The sequence below is a fragment of the Streptomyces sp. NPDC093260 genome (genome assembly GCF_040683715.1).
GTDB lineage: Bacteria > Actinomycetota > Actinomycetes > Streptomycetales > Streptomycetaceae > Streptomyces > Streptomyces sennicomposti.
This window is the reverse complement of record NZ_JBFBEK010000005.1, coordinates 149603-165546: the sequence shown is the minus strand read 5'-3', so window position 1 is coordinate 165546 and position 15944 is coordinate 149603. Positions and strand designations below refer to the sequence as shown.

The window sequence follows — 15944 nt, the reverse complement described above, 5'->3', positions numbered from 1 at the left end:
CAGGTGGGACGCCACAGCCGCCGCGGACCCGCCCCCAAGGGCGACAGCGCGGAGACAACTGCAGGACGGGACGGCCGCAACGGCCAGGGCGGGCTCGGCGGCCCGGACGGTCAGGACGGCCACGAGAGTCGCGACGGCCGGGACGGTCAGGAGCGGCGAGGCCGGTGGAGCCGCCAGGAGGGCCGGGGCGGCGCTGAGACGCGCGACGACGGCCAGGAGGGGCTGCCGGGCCGACCGGGTGCGGTCGCCGGGCCGGGCGCGATGCCGGGCGGCCAGGGGCCGCAGGGTGCGGTGCCGCCGGGGCGGGAGCCCTCCCGCAGGCCGGCCCACGGAGGCCCGCGCCTCCCCGACGGGACCCCGGCCCACGGAGGCCCGCGCCTCCCCGACGGGACCCCGGCCCACGGAGGCCCGCGCCTCCCCGACGGGACCCCGGCCCACGGCGTCCCGCGACTGCACGACGGCACCCCCGCGCCCGGCGTCCCGCGCGTCCCCGGCGGTACGCCGGCGCAAGGCGTCCCGCGTCTTACGGACGGCATCCCCGCGCGCGGCGTTCCCCGGCCTTCCGACGGCACCCCGGCCCCCGGCGTCCCGCAGGCTCGTGGGGGGCATCCCGAGCAGCGGGAAGCCGGGGGCGGCTGGGGACGGTTGGGCTCCCGGAGCGAGGACGCGGACGGCCCCCGGCGGGGTCGGCGCGGCGGCACCGACAGCGTCGGCGCGGTGCCCTCCGCGGGTCCCGCGCTGCCCATCCCGCGACAGCGGCAGGCGCCTCCCGGCGGTCCCCGCCAGGACTATCTCGACGCTTTCGACGAGGACGGCGACGTCTTCGCCGCGCGGTCCTCCGGCGGTCCGCAGCGCCCGGACACGGCAAAGGCCGCCACCGCCGCCGTCCCGCCCGCGCGGAAGGGGGAGGACTTCGCCGCCGGCGGCCCCGCGGACGGCGCCGCCCCGGACGGTGAACCGCCCGCCCGGGGCAAGGCCGTCCCCAAGGGCCGGACGTTCGCCGGCATCGCCGCCGCCGCGGTCACCACCGTGCTCGCCGTCGTCGTCGCCGGACAGGTCGCCGACGGCCACACCGGCACCCGTGCGCAGGCCGCCCCGGGCGGTGCCGGCGACGTCCGCGGCAGCACGGCGGCGGACGGCCGGGCGGGTGCGACGGCGTCCCCGCGCGCGGTGACGCTGACGTACGCCCAGAAGATGGACACGAAGTACCCGCTCAGCCCCACTCTCAAGGGCCCGGGGAAGTTCGAGACGGTGCCGGGCTTCGCCAAGGCGCCGGGCACGGGACGCAAGTACACCTACCGCGTCGATATCGAGCAGGGCCTCGGACTGGAGGGGCGGCTGTTCGCCGACGCCGTGCAGAAGACCCTCAACGACCACCGCAGCTGGGCCCACGGCGGCGCCCGTACCTTCGAGCGGATCTCCTCGGGGCGGCCCGACTTCGTGATCACCCTGGCCAGCCCGGGCACCACCGCCGTCTGGTGCGCCAAGTCCGGACTGGACACCACCGAGGACAACGTCTCCTGTGACTCCGCCGCCACCGAACGAGTGATGATCAACGCCTACCGATGGGCCCAGGGCTCCCAGACCTACGGCGACGCCATGTACGCCTACCGGCAGATGTTGATCAACCACGAGGTCGGCCACCGGCTCGGCCACAACCACGTCACCTGTCAGAAGGACGGCGCCCTGGCGCCGGTCATGCAGCAGCAGACGAAGTTCCTCGACCACGACGGGATCCACTGTCTGCCCAACGCCTGGCCCTATCCTGCGAGTTGACCGTCAACATGTGGATCATGTTGACAATGTGCCGAATGGTCGTACATATTTCTGCGCATGTGGTCCCGTCATGCCGTCAACAGCGCCGCCATCGAGCTGGCGCTCTTCGGCGTGACCGCTCTCTGTGTGGCCGACATCCACTGTCGCTGACGCCCGCCCCCGGCGCGTGCGTCGCATCGCTCATCCCATCACCGTGAACGGCCCCTCCGTGCTCCTGTTCTGAGCGCGGCCTTCCGTCCGCGGCCTCTCGACGACTCGCGCCGAGGCAGACGTCTGCTCACGTTCGTCTCATTCCTCGTCAATCTGTCTCGCGATCCGGGACATGTCCTCCGAGAGGTCGTCACTCCGATGCGTCAAACGTCCGTCATAGCCCGCCGCGTGGCCGCGGCATCCGTCAGCCTGGTCGTGGCAGCGGGCGTCGCCGCGTGCGGGCCCAAGGACGACGATGCCAAGAGCGCCGGCGGCGACGCGCAGCCCCACAAAGGCGGCACCCTCAGCGTCCTGAACGCCCAGCCGCAGGAGGACTTCGACCCGGCCCGCCTCTACACCTCCGGCGGCGGCAACGTCCCCTCGCTCGTCTTCCGCACCCTCACCACCCGCAACCGCGAGAACGGCGCCGCCGGCGCGAAGGTCGTGCCCGACCTCGCCACCGACACCGGCCGCCCCAGCAAGGACGCGACCGTGTGGACGTACACCCTCAAGGAGGGGCTGAAGTACGAGGACGGCACGCCGATCACCTCGGCCGACATCAAGTACGGCATCGAGCGCTCCTTCGCCCCCGAACTGTCCGGCGGCGCGCCCTACCTGCGGGACTGGCTGGCCGGCGCGGCCGACTACCAGGGGCCGTACAAGGACAAGAAGGGCCTCGCCGCGATCGAGACGCCCGACAGCCGGACCATCGTCTTCCACCTCGACAAGCCCGAGGGCGAGTTCCCGTTCCTGGCCACCCAGACGCAGTTCACGCCGGTGCCCAGGAGCAAGGACACCGGCACCAAGTACGAGGAGCACCCGGTCTCCTCCGGGCCGTACAAGGTCGTGAAGAACGAGAACGACGGCGAGCACCTGGTCCTGGAGCGCAACCCCCACTGGTCGGCCGCCACGGACGCCGAACGCAAGGCCTACCCGGACCGCATCGACGTACGGTCCGGTCTGGACTCCTCGGTGATCAACCAGCGCCTGTCCGCCTCCCAGGGCGCCGACGCCGCCGCCGTCACCACCGACACCAACCTCGGACCGGCCGAACTCGCCAAGGTCAGCGGCGACAAGACGCTGGCCGCGCGCGTGGGCACCGGTCACTTCGGCTACACGGACTACATCGCGTTCAACCCGAAGGTGAAGCCGTTCGACGACCCGAGGGTGCGCCAGGCGATCGCCTACGCCGTCGACCGCTCCTCGGTCGTGAACGCGGCCGGCGGCTCCGCGCTGGCCGAGCCCGCCACCACCTTCCTGCCGAACCAGAAGTCCTTCGGCTACACGCCCTACGACCCGTTCCCGGCGGGTGCCTCCGGCAACGCGGCCAAGGCCAGGGAGCTGCTCGCGCAGGCCGGCCACAAGAACGGCCTCACCGTCACCCTGACCCACTCCAACAGCAAGGACTTCGAGACCAGTCCGGAGATCGCGACCGCCGTCCAGGACGCGCTCAAGAAGGCCGGCATCACCGTCAAGCTGCAGGGGCTGGAGGAGAACGACTACAAGAGCAAGATCCACGACGTGAAGAGCGAGCCGGGCTTCTTCCTCGCCCACTGGGGTGCCGACTGGCCCTCCGGCGGCCCGTTCCTCGCCCCGATCTTCGACGGCCGGCAGATCGTCAAGGACGGCGCGAACTTCAACACCGGCCAGCTGAACGACAAGTCGGTCAATGCCGAGATTGACGCGATCAACAAGTTGACCGACCTCGACGCCGCCGCCCGGCGGTGGGGCGCACTGGACAAGAAGATCGGCGAGCAGGCCCTGACCGTGCCGCTGTTCCACCCCGTCTACAAGCGCCTGTACGGCAAGGACGTCAAGAACATCGTGATCAGCGACTGGACCGGCGTGCTGGACATCTCCCAGGTCGCGGTGAAGTGACGCCGTGAGTGAGGTACTCGCCGCCTCCGAGGCCGCCGCGACGGACGTCTCCGTCCCGGCGGCCTCGGGGGCCCGCCCGTTCTGGCGGCGGCTGCGCGCCCAGCGCGCCGCCCTCGTCGCGGCCGCCGTCGTCGCCCTGCTCGTCCTGGTCGCGCTCGCCGCGCCCCTGCTCACCGCCCTGGAGGGCCAGGACCCGACCACCTACCACCCCGGCCTGATCGACTCCGCGCGCGGCGGGGTGCCCGTCGGCTCCTTCGGCGGCGCCGGCGCCGACCACTGGCTCGGCGTCGAACCGCAGACCGGGCGCGACCTGTTCGCCCGGCTCGTGTACGGGGCGCGGGTCTCCCTCGGCGTCGCGCTCGCCGCGACCGTCGTGCAGATCGCCATCGGCGTCACCGTCGGCGTCGCCGCCGCGCTCGGCAACCGCTGGGTTGATCAACTCTTGAGTCGGCTCACCGACATCATCGTCGCCATGCCCCTGATGATCATGTCGCTGGCGCTGCTCGCGATCGTGCCGCAGAGCTTCCCGCGCCCGGTCCTGGTCGCCCTCGTCATCGGCCTGATCGCCTGGGGCAGCATCGCCAAGATCGTCCGGGCCCAGACGCTCACCCTGAAGGGTCTCGACCACGTCGCCGCCGCCCGGCTCAGCGGCTGGGGCGCGTGGCACACCGCCCGCCGCGAGCTGCTGCCCGGACTGGCCGCCCCGGTCATCACCTACGCCGCGCTGCTCGTGCCCATGAACATCTCCGCCGAGGCAGCGCTGTCCTTCCTCGGCGTCGGCGTGAAGCCGCCCACCCCGTCCTGGGGACAGATGCTCACCGCGGCCGACGTCTGGTACCAGGCCGCCCCGCAGTACCTGATGCTCCCCGCGGGCGCCCTGTTCGTGACCGTCGTCGCCCTCACCGTCCTCGGTGACGGCGTCCGCACGGCCCTGGACCCGCGCGCCGCCTCCCGCCTGCGCGTGGGCACCGGCCGCAGACGGGAGGCCGGGACCGGGACCCCCGACACCACGACCGGGCCGCGCGAGGCCGGGACGGACACACGACCCCGCAAGACCGGGACCGACGCGCAACCCCGCAGGACCGGCACGGACAGGGAGGAGACCGCATGAGCGTCTTCGGCGGACTCACCGGCTTCGTGCTGCGCCGCGTCCTCGGCGCCGCCGCCACCCTCTTCGCCCTCTCGGTCATCGTCTACGTGGTCTTCTACGCCGCCCCCGGCGACGTCGCCCAGATCACCTGCGGTCCGCGCTGCTCGCCCGAACAGGTGCACCAGGTCGCCCAGCAACTGCGCCTGGACGAACCGCTGCACGTGCGCTACTGGCACTTCCTCGAAGGCCTCGTCGCCGGCCACGACTACTCCACCGGAACCTCGGTGGAGCACTGCCCGGCGCCCTGCCTCGGGGTCTCCTACCAGAGCGGCCGGCAGGTCATGAGCATCATCACGTCCAAGCTTCCGGTGAGCCTGTCCCTCGTCGCCGGCGCGATGGTGCTCTGGCTCGTCCTCGGCGTCGGCACCGGGGTGCTCTCCGCCTGGCGGCGCGGCCGCACCTCCGAGCGGGTGCTCACCGCGCTCACCCTCGCGGGCACGGCCACCCCCGTGTTCGTCATCGGCCTGGTCCTGATGATCGTCGTCTGCGGCGAGTTCCAGTGGCTGCCCTTCCCCCAGTACGTGAACCTCACCGACGACCCCGAGCAGTGGGCCTGGAACCTGCTGCTGCCCTGGCTCTCGCTCGCTCTGATCGAGGCCGCCGCCTTCGCCCGGCTGACCCGGGCCAGCATGCTGGAGACGCTCGCCGAGGACCACATCCGCACCTTCCGCGCCTACGGCGTCGGCGAGCGCTCGGTCGTCGGCCGGCACGCGCTGCGCGGGGCCCTCGCGCCCGTCATCGCGCTCAACGCCAACAACGTCGGCTCGGCGGTCGGCGGCGCGGTCCTCACCGAGACCCTCTTCGGCCTGCCCGGCATCGGCCAGGAGCTGGTGCACGCGGTGAACGTCGTCGACCTGCCGGTGGTCGTCGGCATGGTCCTGGTCGTCGGCTTCTTCGTGGTCATCGCCAACACCGTCGCGGACGTGCTGTTCGCGGTGGCCGACCGACGGGTGGTGCTCGCATGAGCCCGATCGAGACCACGGGCGACGCCCGTACGAGCCTGGTCGACGTGACCGGTCTGAGCGTGGAGTTCGGGGAGGTGCGCGCCGTGGACGGACTCTCCTTCGGGCTGGCGCGGGGCGCCGCGCTCGCGCTGGTCGGCGAGTCCGGCTCGGGCAAGTCGACGGTCGCCGCGGCGCTGCTCGGACTGCACCACGGCACCGGGGCGCGGGTGCGCGGCTCCGTCCTGGTCGCCGGGACCGACGTCCAGCGGGCGTCCGGCGAGGAGCTGCGGCGGCTGCGCGGCGCGAAGGCCGCCATGGTCTTCCAGGACCCGCTGTCCTCGCTCGACCCGTACTACGCCATCGGCGACCAGATCGCCGAGGTGTACCGCGTCCACACGCGCGCCTCACGTCGTGCGGCACGCGCGCGTGCCGTGCAGGTGCTGGAGCGCGTAGGGATCCCGGACGCGGCGCGGCGCGCCCGCTCGCGGCCGCACGAGTTCAGCGGCGGCATGCGCCAGCGCGCCCTGATCGCCATGGCGCTGGCCTGCGAACCCGACCTGCTGATCGCCGACGAGCCGACCACCGCGCTCGACGTGACCGTCCAGGCGCAGATCCTCGACTTGCTGCACACGCTGCGCGAGGAGACCGGCATGGGCCTGCTGCTCGTCACCCACGACGTCGGCGTCGCCGCCGAGAGCGTGGACGAGGTGCTGGTCATGCGGGACGGCCGGGCGGTCGAGCACGGCCCGGTCACCGCCGTCCTCGGGGCGCCCTCGGCGGCGTACACCCGCGAACTGCTCGGCGCCGTACCGCGTGTGGACGCCCCGCGCGAGACCCGGAAGGCTGACTCCGGCGACGGTGAGGTGGTCCTGGAGGCGACGGGGCTGCGTCGCGAGTTCGGGCGGGGGCGGCGGGCGCTCACCGCCGTGGACGGCGTGTCGCTGACCCTGCGCCGGGGCGAGACCGTCGGCGTCGTGGGGGAGAGCGGCAGCGGCAAGACCACGCTCGGCCGGGTGCTGGTCGGGCTGCTGGAGCCGACGGCCGGCGAGGTCCGGTTCGAGGGCCGCGCCCGGCACGGGGTGGACCCGGCCGTGCAGATGGTCTTCCAGGACCCCGTCTCCTCCCTCAACCCCCGCCGCAGCGTGGGCGAGTCGGTCGCCGACCCGCTGCGGGCGCGCGGCGAGCGCGACGAGGGGCGCATCCGCCGGCGGGTGACGGAACTGCTGGAGCGCGTGGGGCTCGAAGGGGCGCACTACGACCGTTACCCGCACGAGTTCAGCGGCGGACAGCGCCAGCGCGTGGGCATCGCCCGGGCGCTCGCCGCCGACCCCAAGGTGATCGTGTGCGACGAGCCGGTCTCCGCGCTCGACGTCACCACCCAGGCCCAGGTCGTCGCCCTGCTGGGCGAGTTGCAGCGGGAACTGGGGATCGCCCTCGTGTTCGTCGCCCACGACCTGGCCGTGGTGCGCCAGGTCAGCGACCGGGTCGCCGTGATGCACCGCGGCCGGATCGTCGAGGAGGGCCCGGCCGACGAGGTCTACGGCGCGCCGCGCGACCCGTACACCCGGCGGTTGCTGGCCGCCGTGCCCGCGCTCGACCCCCAGGCGGCCGCCCGCCGCCGGGCCGCCCGCCGGGAGCCGGCCACGGCCTGAGGACGCGTGGAGGACTTCGGCGGGGGAGGCCCACAGGGTGACGGCGGGTGGCCCCGAGAGCGGCTAGCGCGGTCAAACGCGACCCGCACGGGAAAGTCACGACCGTTCACCCCTTCTGGTGGTGCGATGGACAACCGTCCGTCGCACCACCGGCATGTCCGCATACCTTCGTCCCGCTGTACGCCGCCGGCACCGCCCGGCGGCCATCCAACGGCCTGATCCACACGAGAGGCCCTGGGGACGAAGGAGATCGGGGGTGCACGCGTGCGCATCGGACTGGTGACGGAGGGTGGCTATCCGTATGTGGGCGGTGACGCCGGACTCTGGTGCGAACGGCTCGTGCACGGGCTCGGGCAGCACGAGTTCGACCTCTACGCGCTCAGCCGCACCCGGCAGCAGGAGGACGAGGGCTGGCGTCCGTTGCCGCCGCAGGTCGCCCGGGTCCGTACGGCCCCCCTGTGGACCTCGGACGACGACCGCGCGGGCTACGGCCGCCGCGCGCGCCGGCGCTTCGCCGAGTGCTACGGCGAACTGGCGGCCGCCCTGGCCACGGCGAGCAACGCCGAACTCGCCGACCCGGCCCGCCGCACCGGCCGGGACACCCAGGCGGACCGTTTCGCCAGGGCGCTCTACGGACTGGCCGAACTCGCCCGCGACGAGGGCGGACTGCCAGGCGCCCTGCGGTCGGACACCGCCGTCCGCGCCCTGGAACGCGCCTGCCGCGCGCCCGGCGCACAGCGCGCCGCGCGCCAGGCGCGCGTACCGGACCTCCTCGCGGTCGCCGCCCACCTCGAACGCGCCCTGCGCCCTCTCTCCCTCGACTGGCACGAGGAGGACGGCCTCGGCGCAGCCGACCTGTGCCACACGGCGGCCGGCGGCACCACCGCGCTGCCCGGCCTCCTCGCCCGCCACTTCTGCGACGTCCCCCTCCTCGTCACCGAGCACGGCGTGCCGTTGCGCTCGCACTACCTGGCCTCGGGCGCCACCGGCGCCGCCCCGGCCGTGCGCGCCCTGCTCGCCGCCTTCCACGGCGCCCTGGCCGCCGAGGTCTACCAGCGGGCCGCCCTCGTCACCCACGGCAACGCCCACGCCCGCCGCTGGCAGGAGCGCTGCGGCGCCGACCGCGCACGGCTGCGCACCGTCCACCCCGGCCTGGACGCGGCCCCCTTCACCGAGGTCGGCGAGGCCCCGCAGACCGCCGGCCCGGACACGCTGGTGTGGGTGGGCCGCGTCGAGCCCGCCAAGGACCTCGTCTCCCTGCTGCACGCCTTCGCCCAGGTGCACACCGCGCTGCCGCACGCGCGGCTGCGGATCGTGGGCTCGGCGACCGGCCCCGACGCGGCCGCCTACCTCGCCCACTGCAGGGCCGTGGCCGCCCAGCTCTTTCCCGACGAGGCCACGGGACCGCACACCGCCGGCGAGAACCCGGTCTCCTTCGAGGAGACCGGCGGCCCGGAGGCGCCCACCCCCGCCGACGCCTACGCGGCCGGCTCGGTGGTCGTGCTGTCCAGCGTCGTGGAGGGCTTCCCGCTCGGTCTGGTCGAGGCCATGCTCTGCGGGCGCGCGACCGTCTCCACGGACGTGGGCGCGGTCGTCGAGGCCGTCGGCGGCACCGGACTGGTCGTGCCCCCGCGCAATCCGCGGGCGCTCGCGGAGGCGTGCGCGACGCTGCTGGCCGACCCCGAGCGCCGTGCCCGCCTGGGCGCCGCCGCGCGCGCCCGCGCGCTCGAACTGTTCACCGTCGAGCAGAACGTCGCCGCCTTCCACGGCCTCTACCTGGAGATCGTCGCGCAGAGCCCGGTACGCCGCGTGGTGCTGGACCGTGCGGGCGAGCCGCTGCCGTTCGCGGCCCCGGCCGAGGCGCATGTCCCCGGCCACTGGACCGGCGCGCCCGCCGCGGCCCCGCGCGCGGCCCGGGGCGGCCCCGCCTGGGCGGCGACCTCCCTCGCCGGGGCCGCGGGGACGGAGGGCGCGCGATGACGGAACCGGGAGGCGGTCAGCCGCAGCAGGGGCCGGTCCTGGACGGGACGCGGCCTGCGGGGACTTCGGCGTCCGCGGCTTCCTCGGCGGCTGGGCCGGGCTCCGCGGCCGCGGGGGTGTCCGCGTCCGTGCGTGCGTCGTCGGGGGCTGGGGGCTCCTCGCCCGTCGAGGTCTTTGCGGGCGTCGGAGCCGCCCCGCGCGCCGCCGTCGCCACCCCGCGCGCGGGCGCCGATCCGGTCAAGGTGCTGATGCGCCGCCACCGCGACCTGTGCGAACACGCGGTCGATCCGCTGGAGATCGCCGCCGGTCTGGAGGCGCACGGCGTCACCGACCACACCGCCGCCCGCTTCCGGCACCGCGACGTCTTCTCGCTCGCCGAGGAGATGTACGCCCGCATCGCGCGCGACGCGGAGACGGTGCCGTACCCGAGGACCGCCGGCGAACCCCGGACCGGGCCCGTCCCGTTCCTGCTCGCCCTGCTCCCCGGCGCCCTGTGCGCGGCCGGCCTCGCCGGACTCCGGCTCACCGAGGGCCGTACGCGCCTGACGGTGGCCGCGGCCGCGGTCCTCGCCGTCGCCCTGGCGGTGCGCGCCGTCCTCCGCCGCGGCCCGCTGGCCACCGCCGGGCACCGTCTGCCCGGCGCCCGACCGCCCGGCACCCGCGCCTGGACGCACTGGCTCGTCGGGTACGCCGCGCTCGGCGACGGCCTGCTCGACGCGGCCGTCGGCGGCGGCCCCGACGGACTGCCCGACGGCACCGCCGCCGGTCCCTGGCCCCTGGCCGCCGCCTCCGCACTGGCGCTCGCCCTCGCCTGCGCTCCCGCGGTGGTCACCGCGCACCTCTTCGCCGTGCGCGCCCGGCGGCGGCTGGCGGCGAGCCGCGGTCTGGACGAGTTCGCCGCCTCCGTACGGCCACTGCTGCTGGGGCTGTTCGCCCTGTTCCTGGGGGCGCTGGCCACCCTGCTCGCCGGGTGCGGCGCGGTCCTGCACGAGCCCGCCGGCCAGGCACAGGTCCTCACGCTCGGCGCCCTGCTGCTGCTCGCCCGCCTCCTGACCGTGCACGGCTTCACCCACGCCCCGGCCGTCGCCCTCGGCGCCGCCGCGGCGGCCGAGGCGACGGCTCAGGCGAGCGTCTTCGCGGGCCGCCTGCCGGGCTGCGACGCGCTCGCCGTCCCGGTCGACACCGTCGTCACCGTGTGGGGACCGGGCGGCGTGCCCGCGCTGGCCTGCGGCGCGGCGGCCCTGGCCCTGCTGGTCCACGCGACCCGCAACCTGAGCCGGGCCTCGGCGCACGCGAGGACGGAGGCGCAGCGGTGACGGGCCGGGGACCGGCCGCCGTCACGAACGGCCGCCGCCTCACCCGTAGCCCCTCCCTCGCGAGCCCCCAGGCCAACGCAGGCACAGGCCTCCACGCCACCGCGGGCACCGGCCTTCACGCCACCGCGGTCACGAGCCCCCGCGCCGCGGTCGGCACGGCCCTCCGCGCCCCCGCCGGCGCAGGCCGCCGCACCCCCGCGGACAACCCCCGACCGCACCGGACCGGAGCCGCAGGCACAGCCGGTCCACCGCGTGTCGCCGGCGACCGGCCGCACCGCCGGAGCCGATCGCACCACCCTTTTGAAGGAGAACACCAGATGACCACCGCCCGATCCGGAGCGTCCGGAGCATCCGGAGCCACCGGAGCGCACACCCCGGGAGCCGCCCGATGAGGGTTCTGCTGATCGGAGCCAACGGATACCTCGGCCGGTTCGTCGCCGACCGCCTGCTCGCCGACCCGGCCGTCCAGCTCACCGCCCTCGGCCGCGGCGACGACGCCGACGTCCGCTTCGACCTCGCCACCGGCAGCCCGGGCGCGCTCACCCGCTTCCTGGACGCCGTCCACCCCGGCGTCGTCATCAACTGCGCCGGCGCCACCCGGGGCGGGGCCCGCGAACTCACCCGGCACAACACCGTCGCCGTCGCCACCGTCTGCGAGGCCCTGCGCCGCAGCGGCTGCGGCGCCCGCCTGGTGCAGATCGGCTGCGGCGCGGAGTACGGCCCGAGCCAGCCCGGCTCCTCCACCGCCGAGGACGCCGTGCCCCGCCCCGGCGGCCCGTACGGCGTCAGCAAGCTCGCCGCCACCGAACTGGTCCTCGGCTCCGGCCTCGACGCCGTCGTCCTGCGGGTGTTCTCGCCCGCCGGGCCCGGCACCCCGGCGGGCTCGCCGCTCGGCCGGCTCGCCGAGGCCATGCGTCGCGCGATGCAGTCCGGCGACAGCGACCTCAAGCTCGGCGGCCTCGGCGTCCAGCGGGACTTCGTCGATGTCCGCGACGTGGCGCGGGCCGTGCACGCGGCCTCGCTCTCGGCCGCGCAGGGCGTCATCAACATCGGCTCCGGCCGGGCCGTCCGGCTGCGCGAGGCCGCCTCGGTCCTCGCCCGCGTGGCCGGCTACGGCGGCACCCTGCTCGAACTCGACGGTCCGCCCGGCGGCCACTTCAGAGGCCCCATCGGCCACCCCCGCAACGACCCGGACCACCCCACGCCGGTCGCGTACCCGTACCCGGACGGCTGCGGCAGCTGGCAGCAGGCCGATGTGCGCACCGCCCGCGACCGGCTCGGCTGGCGCCCCCGGATCAGCCTGGAGGAGTCCTTGGCCGATATCTGGATGGAGGCGGCATGCCGCATCTGACGGACGGCGGAGGGAGGCCGTCGCACCCGGCGGGCACCCTGACGGACGACGGCTGTCCGGGCACGGCCACCGGGCTGCGCACCGGTCTCGGCGCGCCCGGCTGCGCCCACCCCCTGCTGGCGTCCGCCGAGTGGAACGCGCTCGCCCGGCCCGGCGCCCCGCTGGACTGGGTCGTCCTCGACGTCGCCCACGGCGGCCCCGGCGTCCGGCCCGACCCGCACTGCCTGGACGCCGCCGGGCGGCTGCGCAACGCGGGCGTCCGCCTCCTCGGCCACCTCGACACCGCCCACGGCGCCCGGCCCCGTGTCGAACTGATCGCCGACGCGCACCGCTACCTGGAGTGGTACCGGGTCGACGGCTTCCTGCTGGAGCACTGTCCCGCCGACCGCGCGACGCTGCCCGAGGTCCGCCGTACGGTCGCCTCGTTGCGCGCGCTGCACCGCGACGCGCACATCGTCCTCGGCCACGGCACCCACCCGTACCCCGGCTACGCCGAGAGCGCCGACCAGTTGGTGACCTTCAGCGGGGCGTGGCACGACTACCGCTGGTCGCAGGTGGCCGAGTGGACCGCCGAGTATCCGGCCGAGCGCTTCTGCCACTTCGTGCACAGCGTGCCGCGCGGTCATCTGGAGGAGGCGCTGCGCATCGCCCGCTGGCAGGGTGCGGCGACGATCTGGTTCACCGACCGGACGGACCAGGGCCGGCAGGCCCGTCCCTGGGAGGGGCTGCCCGGCTACTGGGACGAGATCGTCTCGCGTACCGGAACGGGTGTCTCGGAATGAAGAAGGGCGTGGCAGTGTTACGGGGAGAACAACTGTAGTGATTGACCGACCAACGGAGTCCCCGTGTCGTTGCCACCCCTGGTCGAGCCGGCTGCCGAGCTCACCGTAGACGAGGTTCGCAGGTACTCCCGCCACCTGATCATCCCGGATGTGGGGATGGACGGGCAGAAGCGGCTGAAGAACGCGAAGGTGCTCTGTGTGGGCGCCGGCGGACTGGGCTCGCCGGCGCTGATGTACATGGCCGCGGCGGGCGTCGGCACGCTCGGCATCGTGGAGTTCGACGAGGTCGACGAGTCGAACCTGCAGCGCCAGGTCATCCACAGCCAGGCCGACATCGGCCGCTCCAAGGCCGAGTCCGCGCGCGACACCGTCAAGGGCATCAACCCGTACGTCAACGTCGTCCTGCACGAGCAGCGGCTCGAAGCCGACAACGTGATGGACATCTTCAGCCAGTACGACCTGATCGTCGACGGCACGGACAACTTCGCGACCCGCTACCTGGTCAACGACGCGTGCGTGCTGCTGAACAAGCCGTACGTCTGGGGTTCGATCTACCGCTTCGACGGCCAGGCCTCGGTCTTCTGGTCCGAGCACGGCCCCTGCTACCGCTGCCTCTACCCGGAGCCCCCGCCCCCGGGCATGGTCCCCTCCTGCGCCGAGGGCGGCGTCCTCGGCGTGCTGTGCGCGTCGATCGGCTCCATCCAGGTCAACGAGGCCATCAAGCTCCTCGCGGGCATCGGCGAGCCGCTGGTCGGCCGCCTGATGATCTACGACGCCCTGGAGATGCAGTACCGCCAGGTCAAGGTCCGCAAGGACCCGGACTGCGCGGTCTGCGGCGAGAACCCGACCGTCACCGAGCTCATCGACTACGAGGCCTTCTGCGGCGTCGTCTCCGAGGAGGCCCAGGCGGCGGCGGCCGACTCCACGATCACTCCCAAGCAGCTCAAGGAGTGGATCGACGACGGCGAGAACATCGAACTGATCGACGTCCGCGAGCCGAACGAGTTCGAGATCGTCGCCATCCCGGGCGCCCGCCTCATCCCGAAGAACGAGTTCCTCATGGGCAACGCCCTGGAGGGCCTCCCCCAGGACAAGAAGATCGTCCTGAACTGCAAGACGGGTGTCCGCAGTGCGGAAGTCCTCGCCGTCCTGAAGTCCGCGGGCTTCGCCGACGCGGTCCACGTCGGCGGCGGCGTCATCGGCTGGGTCAACCAGATCGAACCGCACAAGCCGGTGTACTGAGCCCCCGGCTCGACTCTCCCGGTCCCACGTCCACGGGGGCCGCACGCGCTCCGGCGCATGCGGCCCCCGTGTCGTCGTCCGGGCCGGGGTCCGTCAGGAGCACACCGTTCCCGCTGCCGGGAGCCTGCCGTCGAGTAGGTAGGCGTTGACGGCGTTCTGGACGCACTTGTTCTTGCTGTCGTAGGCGCCGTGGCCCTGGCCCTTGTAGGTCAGTTCGACGGCGACGCCCTTGCCGAGGGCGCTCGCCATCTTGCGTGCGCCCTCGTACGGGGTGGCCGGGTCGCCGGTGTTGCCCACGACGAGGATCGGCGCCGAGCCGGACGCGCTCACGTCGGGGTGGTCGGCCGCGCCCTTGACCGGCCAGTCCGTGCAGCTGAGCATGCCCCAGGCCAGGAAGTCGCCGAACAGCGGTGAGGCGGACCGGAACTCGGGCAGTTTCCTCTGCACGTACGCGGTGTCGTACCGCTGCTTCTCGTCGGCGCAGTTGATGGCGACGTTCGCCGCCGTGATGTTGCTGTACTCGCCGTTCTGGTCGCGGCCGTTCATCGCGTCGGACAGCAGCATGAGGATCCTGCCGTCGCCGTCGTAGGCGTCCTCCAGGCCCTCGGTGAGCGGCTGCCACAGTTCCTTGGAGTACAGGGCCTGCGCGATCCCGTTGGTCGCGGCGGTCTGGGTCAGGCGGCGCGGGAAGATGCCCTGGACCGGCTTGGCGTCGAGCTTCCTGAGCAGTGCGGCGACGCGGTTCTCCACGTCCTGCCGGGAGTCGCCGATGGGGCAGCCGGCGACCTGCGACACGCAGTCCTCGGCGAAGTTGTCCATCGCCAGCTGGAACCCCTTGGCCTGGCCGAGCGAACTCTGCTCCGGGTTCTGCGTGGGGTCGACGACCCCGTCGAGGACGGCGCGGCCCACGTTGTGCGGGAACAGGTGCGCGTACACGCCGCCCAGCTCGGTGCCGTAGGAGATGCCGAAGTAGTGCAGCCTGTCGTCGCCGAGCACCTGGCGCATCAGGTCCATGTCGCGGGCCGCGTCGGTGGTGCGGACGTGGGGGAGGACCTTCCCGGAGTTCTTCTGGCACGCAGCGTTGAACCGCTCGGTGTTCTTCAGATACGTCGTCCGCTCGGCGGCGTCGTCCGGCGTCGCGTCCTGCTGGAAGTACTGGTCGAGCTGGCTGTCGCTCTCGCAGACGACCGGCGCGCTGCGCCCCACCCCGCGCGGGTCGAAGCTGACCAGGTCGTAGCGGGTGCGCAGCTTGGCGTAGTCCGCGGCGAACGCGGGCAGGGTGCTCACGCCCGAGCCGCCCGGCCCGCCGAAGTTGAAGACCAGCGAGCCGATGCGCTTGCCCGGACCGCTCGCCCTGGCCCGGATCAGCGCGATGCCGATCGTCTCGCCCTTCGGCTTGTCCCAGTCCAGGGGCGCCCGCATCGTCGCGCACTGCCAGGCGCCGCCGCCCGGCAGCGGGGACGGCGCCGTGCCGCCGCCCTGCGCCGCGCTGGGCGGCGGACAGTCCTTCCAGGCGAGCTTCTGCGTCGCCGGGTCCCCGCCCGCGGGCCCGCCGCCGGGATCGGTGCCGTCGCCGCACCCCGCCATCAGGGCGGCCAGCAGGACGGCGGTCGAGGTCAGGGCGGCGGCACGCAGCCCGCGGGGGTTCGGCATGCCTCCATCCTCACGCCGCGCGTGGCCTCCC

Annotated in this window: 12 protein-coding genes; 11 read left to right on the top strand and 1 reads right to left on the bottom strand. The window is 74.1% G+C overall.

The window, feature by feature from the left end; all coding sequences use genetic code 11:
* Positions 1–3: 3 nt before the first annotated feature.
* The 11 genes from AB0N63_RS08700 to moeZ all read left to right on the top strand — a co-directional run bounded on the left by AB0N63_RS08700 (position 4) and on the right by moeZ (position 14260).
* Complete coding sequence (locus tag AB0N63_RS08700; protein WP_365526017.1) at positions 4–1776, top strand: DUF3152 domain-containing protein; 1773 nt, start codon at positions 4–6, stop codon at positions 1774–1776.
* A gap of 57 nt (positions 1777–1833) precedes the next feature.
* The gene (locus tag AB0N63_RS08695; RefSeq protein ID WP_019980341.1) at positions 1834–1926 is read left to right on the top strand and encodes an Ms4533A family Cys-rich leader peptide; all 93 of its coding nucleotides are present in this window, start codon (positions 1834–1836) and stop codon (positions 1924–1926) included.
* Between the two features lie 198 nt (positions 1927–2124).
* A complete protein-coding gene (locus AB0N63_RS08690; RefSeq protein ID WP_365526013.1) occupies positions 2125–3843 on the top strand; it encodes an ABC transporter substrate-binding protein in 1719 nt (572 codons plus the stop codon).
* Positions 3844–3847: 4 nt separating this feature from the next.
* Positions 3848–4954, top strand: coding sequence for an ABC transporter permease (locus tag AB0N63_RS08685; protein ID WP_365526011.1), 1107 nt, complete (start codon positions 3848–3850; stop codon positions 4952–4954).
* Positions 4951–5958: an ABC transporter permease gene (locus tag AB0N63_RS08680; RefSeq protein WP_365526008.1), complete on the top strand. Its 1008-nt coding sequence runs from the start codon at positions 4951–4953 to the stop codon at positions 5956–5958. The genes AB0N63_RS08685 and AB0N63_RS08680 overlap by 4 nt, the downstream gene beginning before the upstream one ends.
* Entirely contained in the window at positions 5955–7589 is a 1635-nt protein-coding gene (locus AB0N63_RS08675) for an ABC transporter ATP-binding protein (protein WP_365526006.1), read from the top strand. The genes AB0N63_RS08680 and AB0N63_RS08675 overlap by 4 nt, the downstream gene beginning before the upstream one ends.
* A gap of 264 nt (positions 7590–7853) precedes the next feature.
* Positions 7854–9569, top strand: coding sequence for a DUF3492 domain-containing protein (locus AB0N63_RS08670; RefSeq protein ID WP_365526003.1), 1716 nt, complete (start codon positions 7854–7856; stop codon positions 9567–9569).
* Positions 9570–9697: 128 nt separating this feature from the next.
* Positions 9698–10885, top strand: a complete 1188-nt coding sequence (locus AB0N63_RS08665) for a hypothetical protein (protein ID WP_365526000.1) — start codon at positions 9698–9700, stop codon at positions 10883–10885.
* Between the two features lie 388 nt (positions 10886–11273).
* On the top strand, positions 11274–12236 hold the full coding sequence (locus tag AB0N63_RS08660; protein ID WP_365525997.1) for an NAD-dependent epimerase/dehydratase family protein: 963 nt from the start codon (positions 11274–11276) through the stop codon (positions 12234–12236).
* Positions 12224–13018 carry a spherulation-specific family 4 protein gene (locus AB0N63_RS08655; RefSeq protein ID WP_365525995.1) on the top strand — a complete coding sequence of 265 codons (795 nt, stop codon included), beginning with the start codon at positions 12224–12226 and terminating at the stop codon, positions 13016–13018. The genes AB0N63_RS08660 and AB0N63_RS08655 overlap by 13 nt, the downstream gene beginning before the upstream one ends.
* A 63-nt stretch (positions 13019–13081) precedes the next feature.
* Positions 13082–14260, top strand: a complete 1179-nt coding sequence (gene moeZ, locus AB0N63_RS08650; protein WP_365525992.1) for an adenylyltransferase/sulfurtransferase MoeZ — start codon at positions 13082–13084, stop codon at positions 14258–14260.
* Between the two features lie 93 nt (positions 14261–14353).
* On the opposite strand, the gene AB0N63_RS08645 is transcribed toward moeZ, so the two are convergent.
* A complete protein-coding gene (locus AB0N63_RS08645) occupies positions 14354–15913 on the bottom strand; it encodes an alpha/beta hydrolase (protein WP_365525989.1) in 1560 nt (519 codons plus the stop codon).
* Between the last annotated feature and the right edge of the window lie 31 nt (positions 15914–15944).

What these genes read in the sequence shown, in the direction of transcription:
- AB0N63_RS08675 (WP_365526006.1), top strand. Translation starts at nt 5,955, where the DNA reads ATGAGCCCGATCGAGACCACGGGCGACGCCCGTACGAGCCTGGTCGAC.
- AB0N63_RS08680 (WP_365526008.1), top strand. Translation starts at nt 4,951, where the DNA reads ATGAGCGTCTTCGGCGGACTCACCGGCTTCGTGCTGCGCCGCGTCCTC.
- AB0N63_RS08695 (WP_019980341.1), top strand. Translation starts at nt 1,834, where the DNA reads ATGTGGTCCCGTCATGCCGTCAACAGCGCCGCCATCGAGCTGGCGCTC.
- AB0N63_RS08645 (WP_365525989.1), bottom strand. Translation starts at nt 15,913, where the DNA reads ATGCCGAACCCCCGCGGGCTGCGTGCCGCCGCCCTGACCTCGACCGCC.
- AB0N63_RS08660 (WP_365525997.1), top strand. Translation starts at nt 11,274, where the DNA reads ATGAGGGTTCTGCTGATCGGAGCCAACGGATACCTCGGCCGGTTCGTC.
- AB0N63_RS08690 (WP_365526013.1), top strand. Translation starts at nt 2,125, where the DNA reads ATGCGTCAAACGTCCGTCATAGCCCGCCGCGTGGCCGCGGCATCCGTC.
- AB0N63_RS08655 (WP_365525995.1), top strand. Translation starts at nt 12,224, where the DNA reads ATGCCGCATCTGACGGACGGCGGAGGGAGGCCGTCGCACCCGGCGGGC.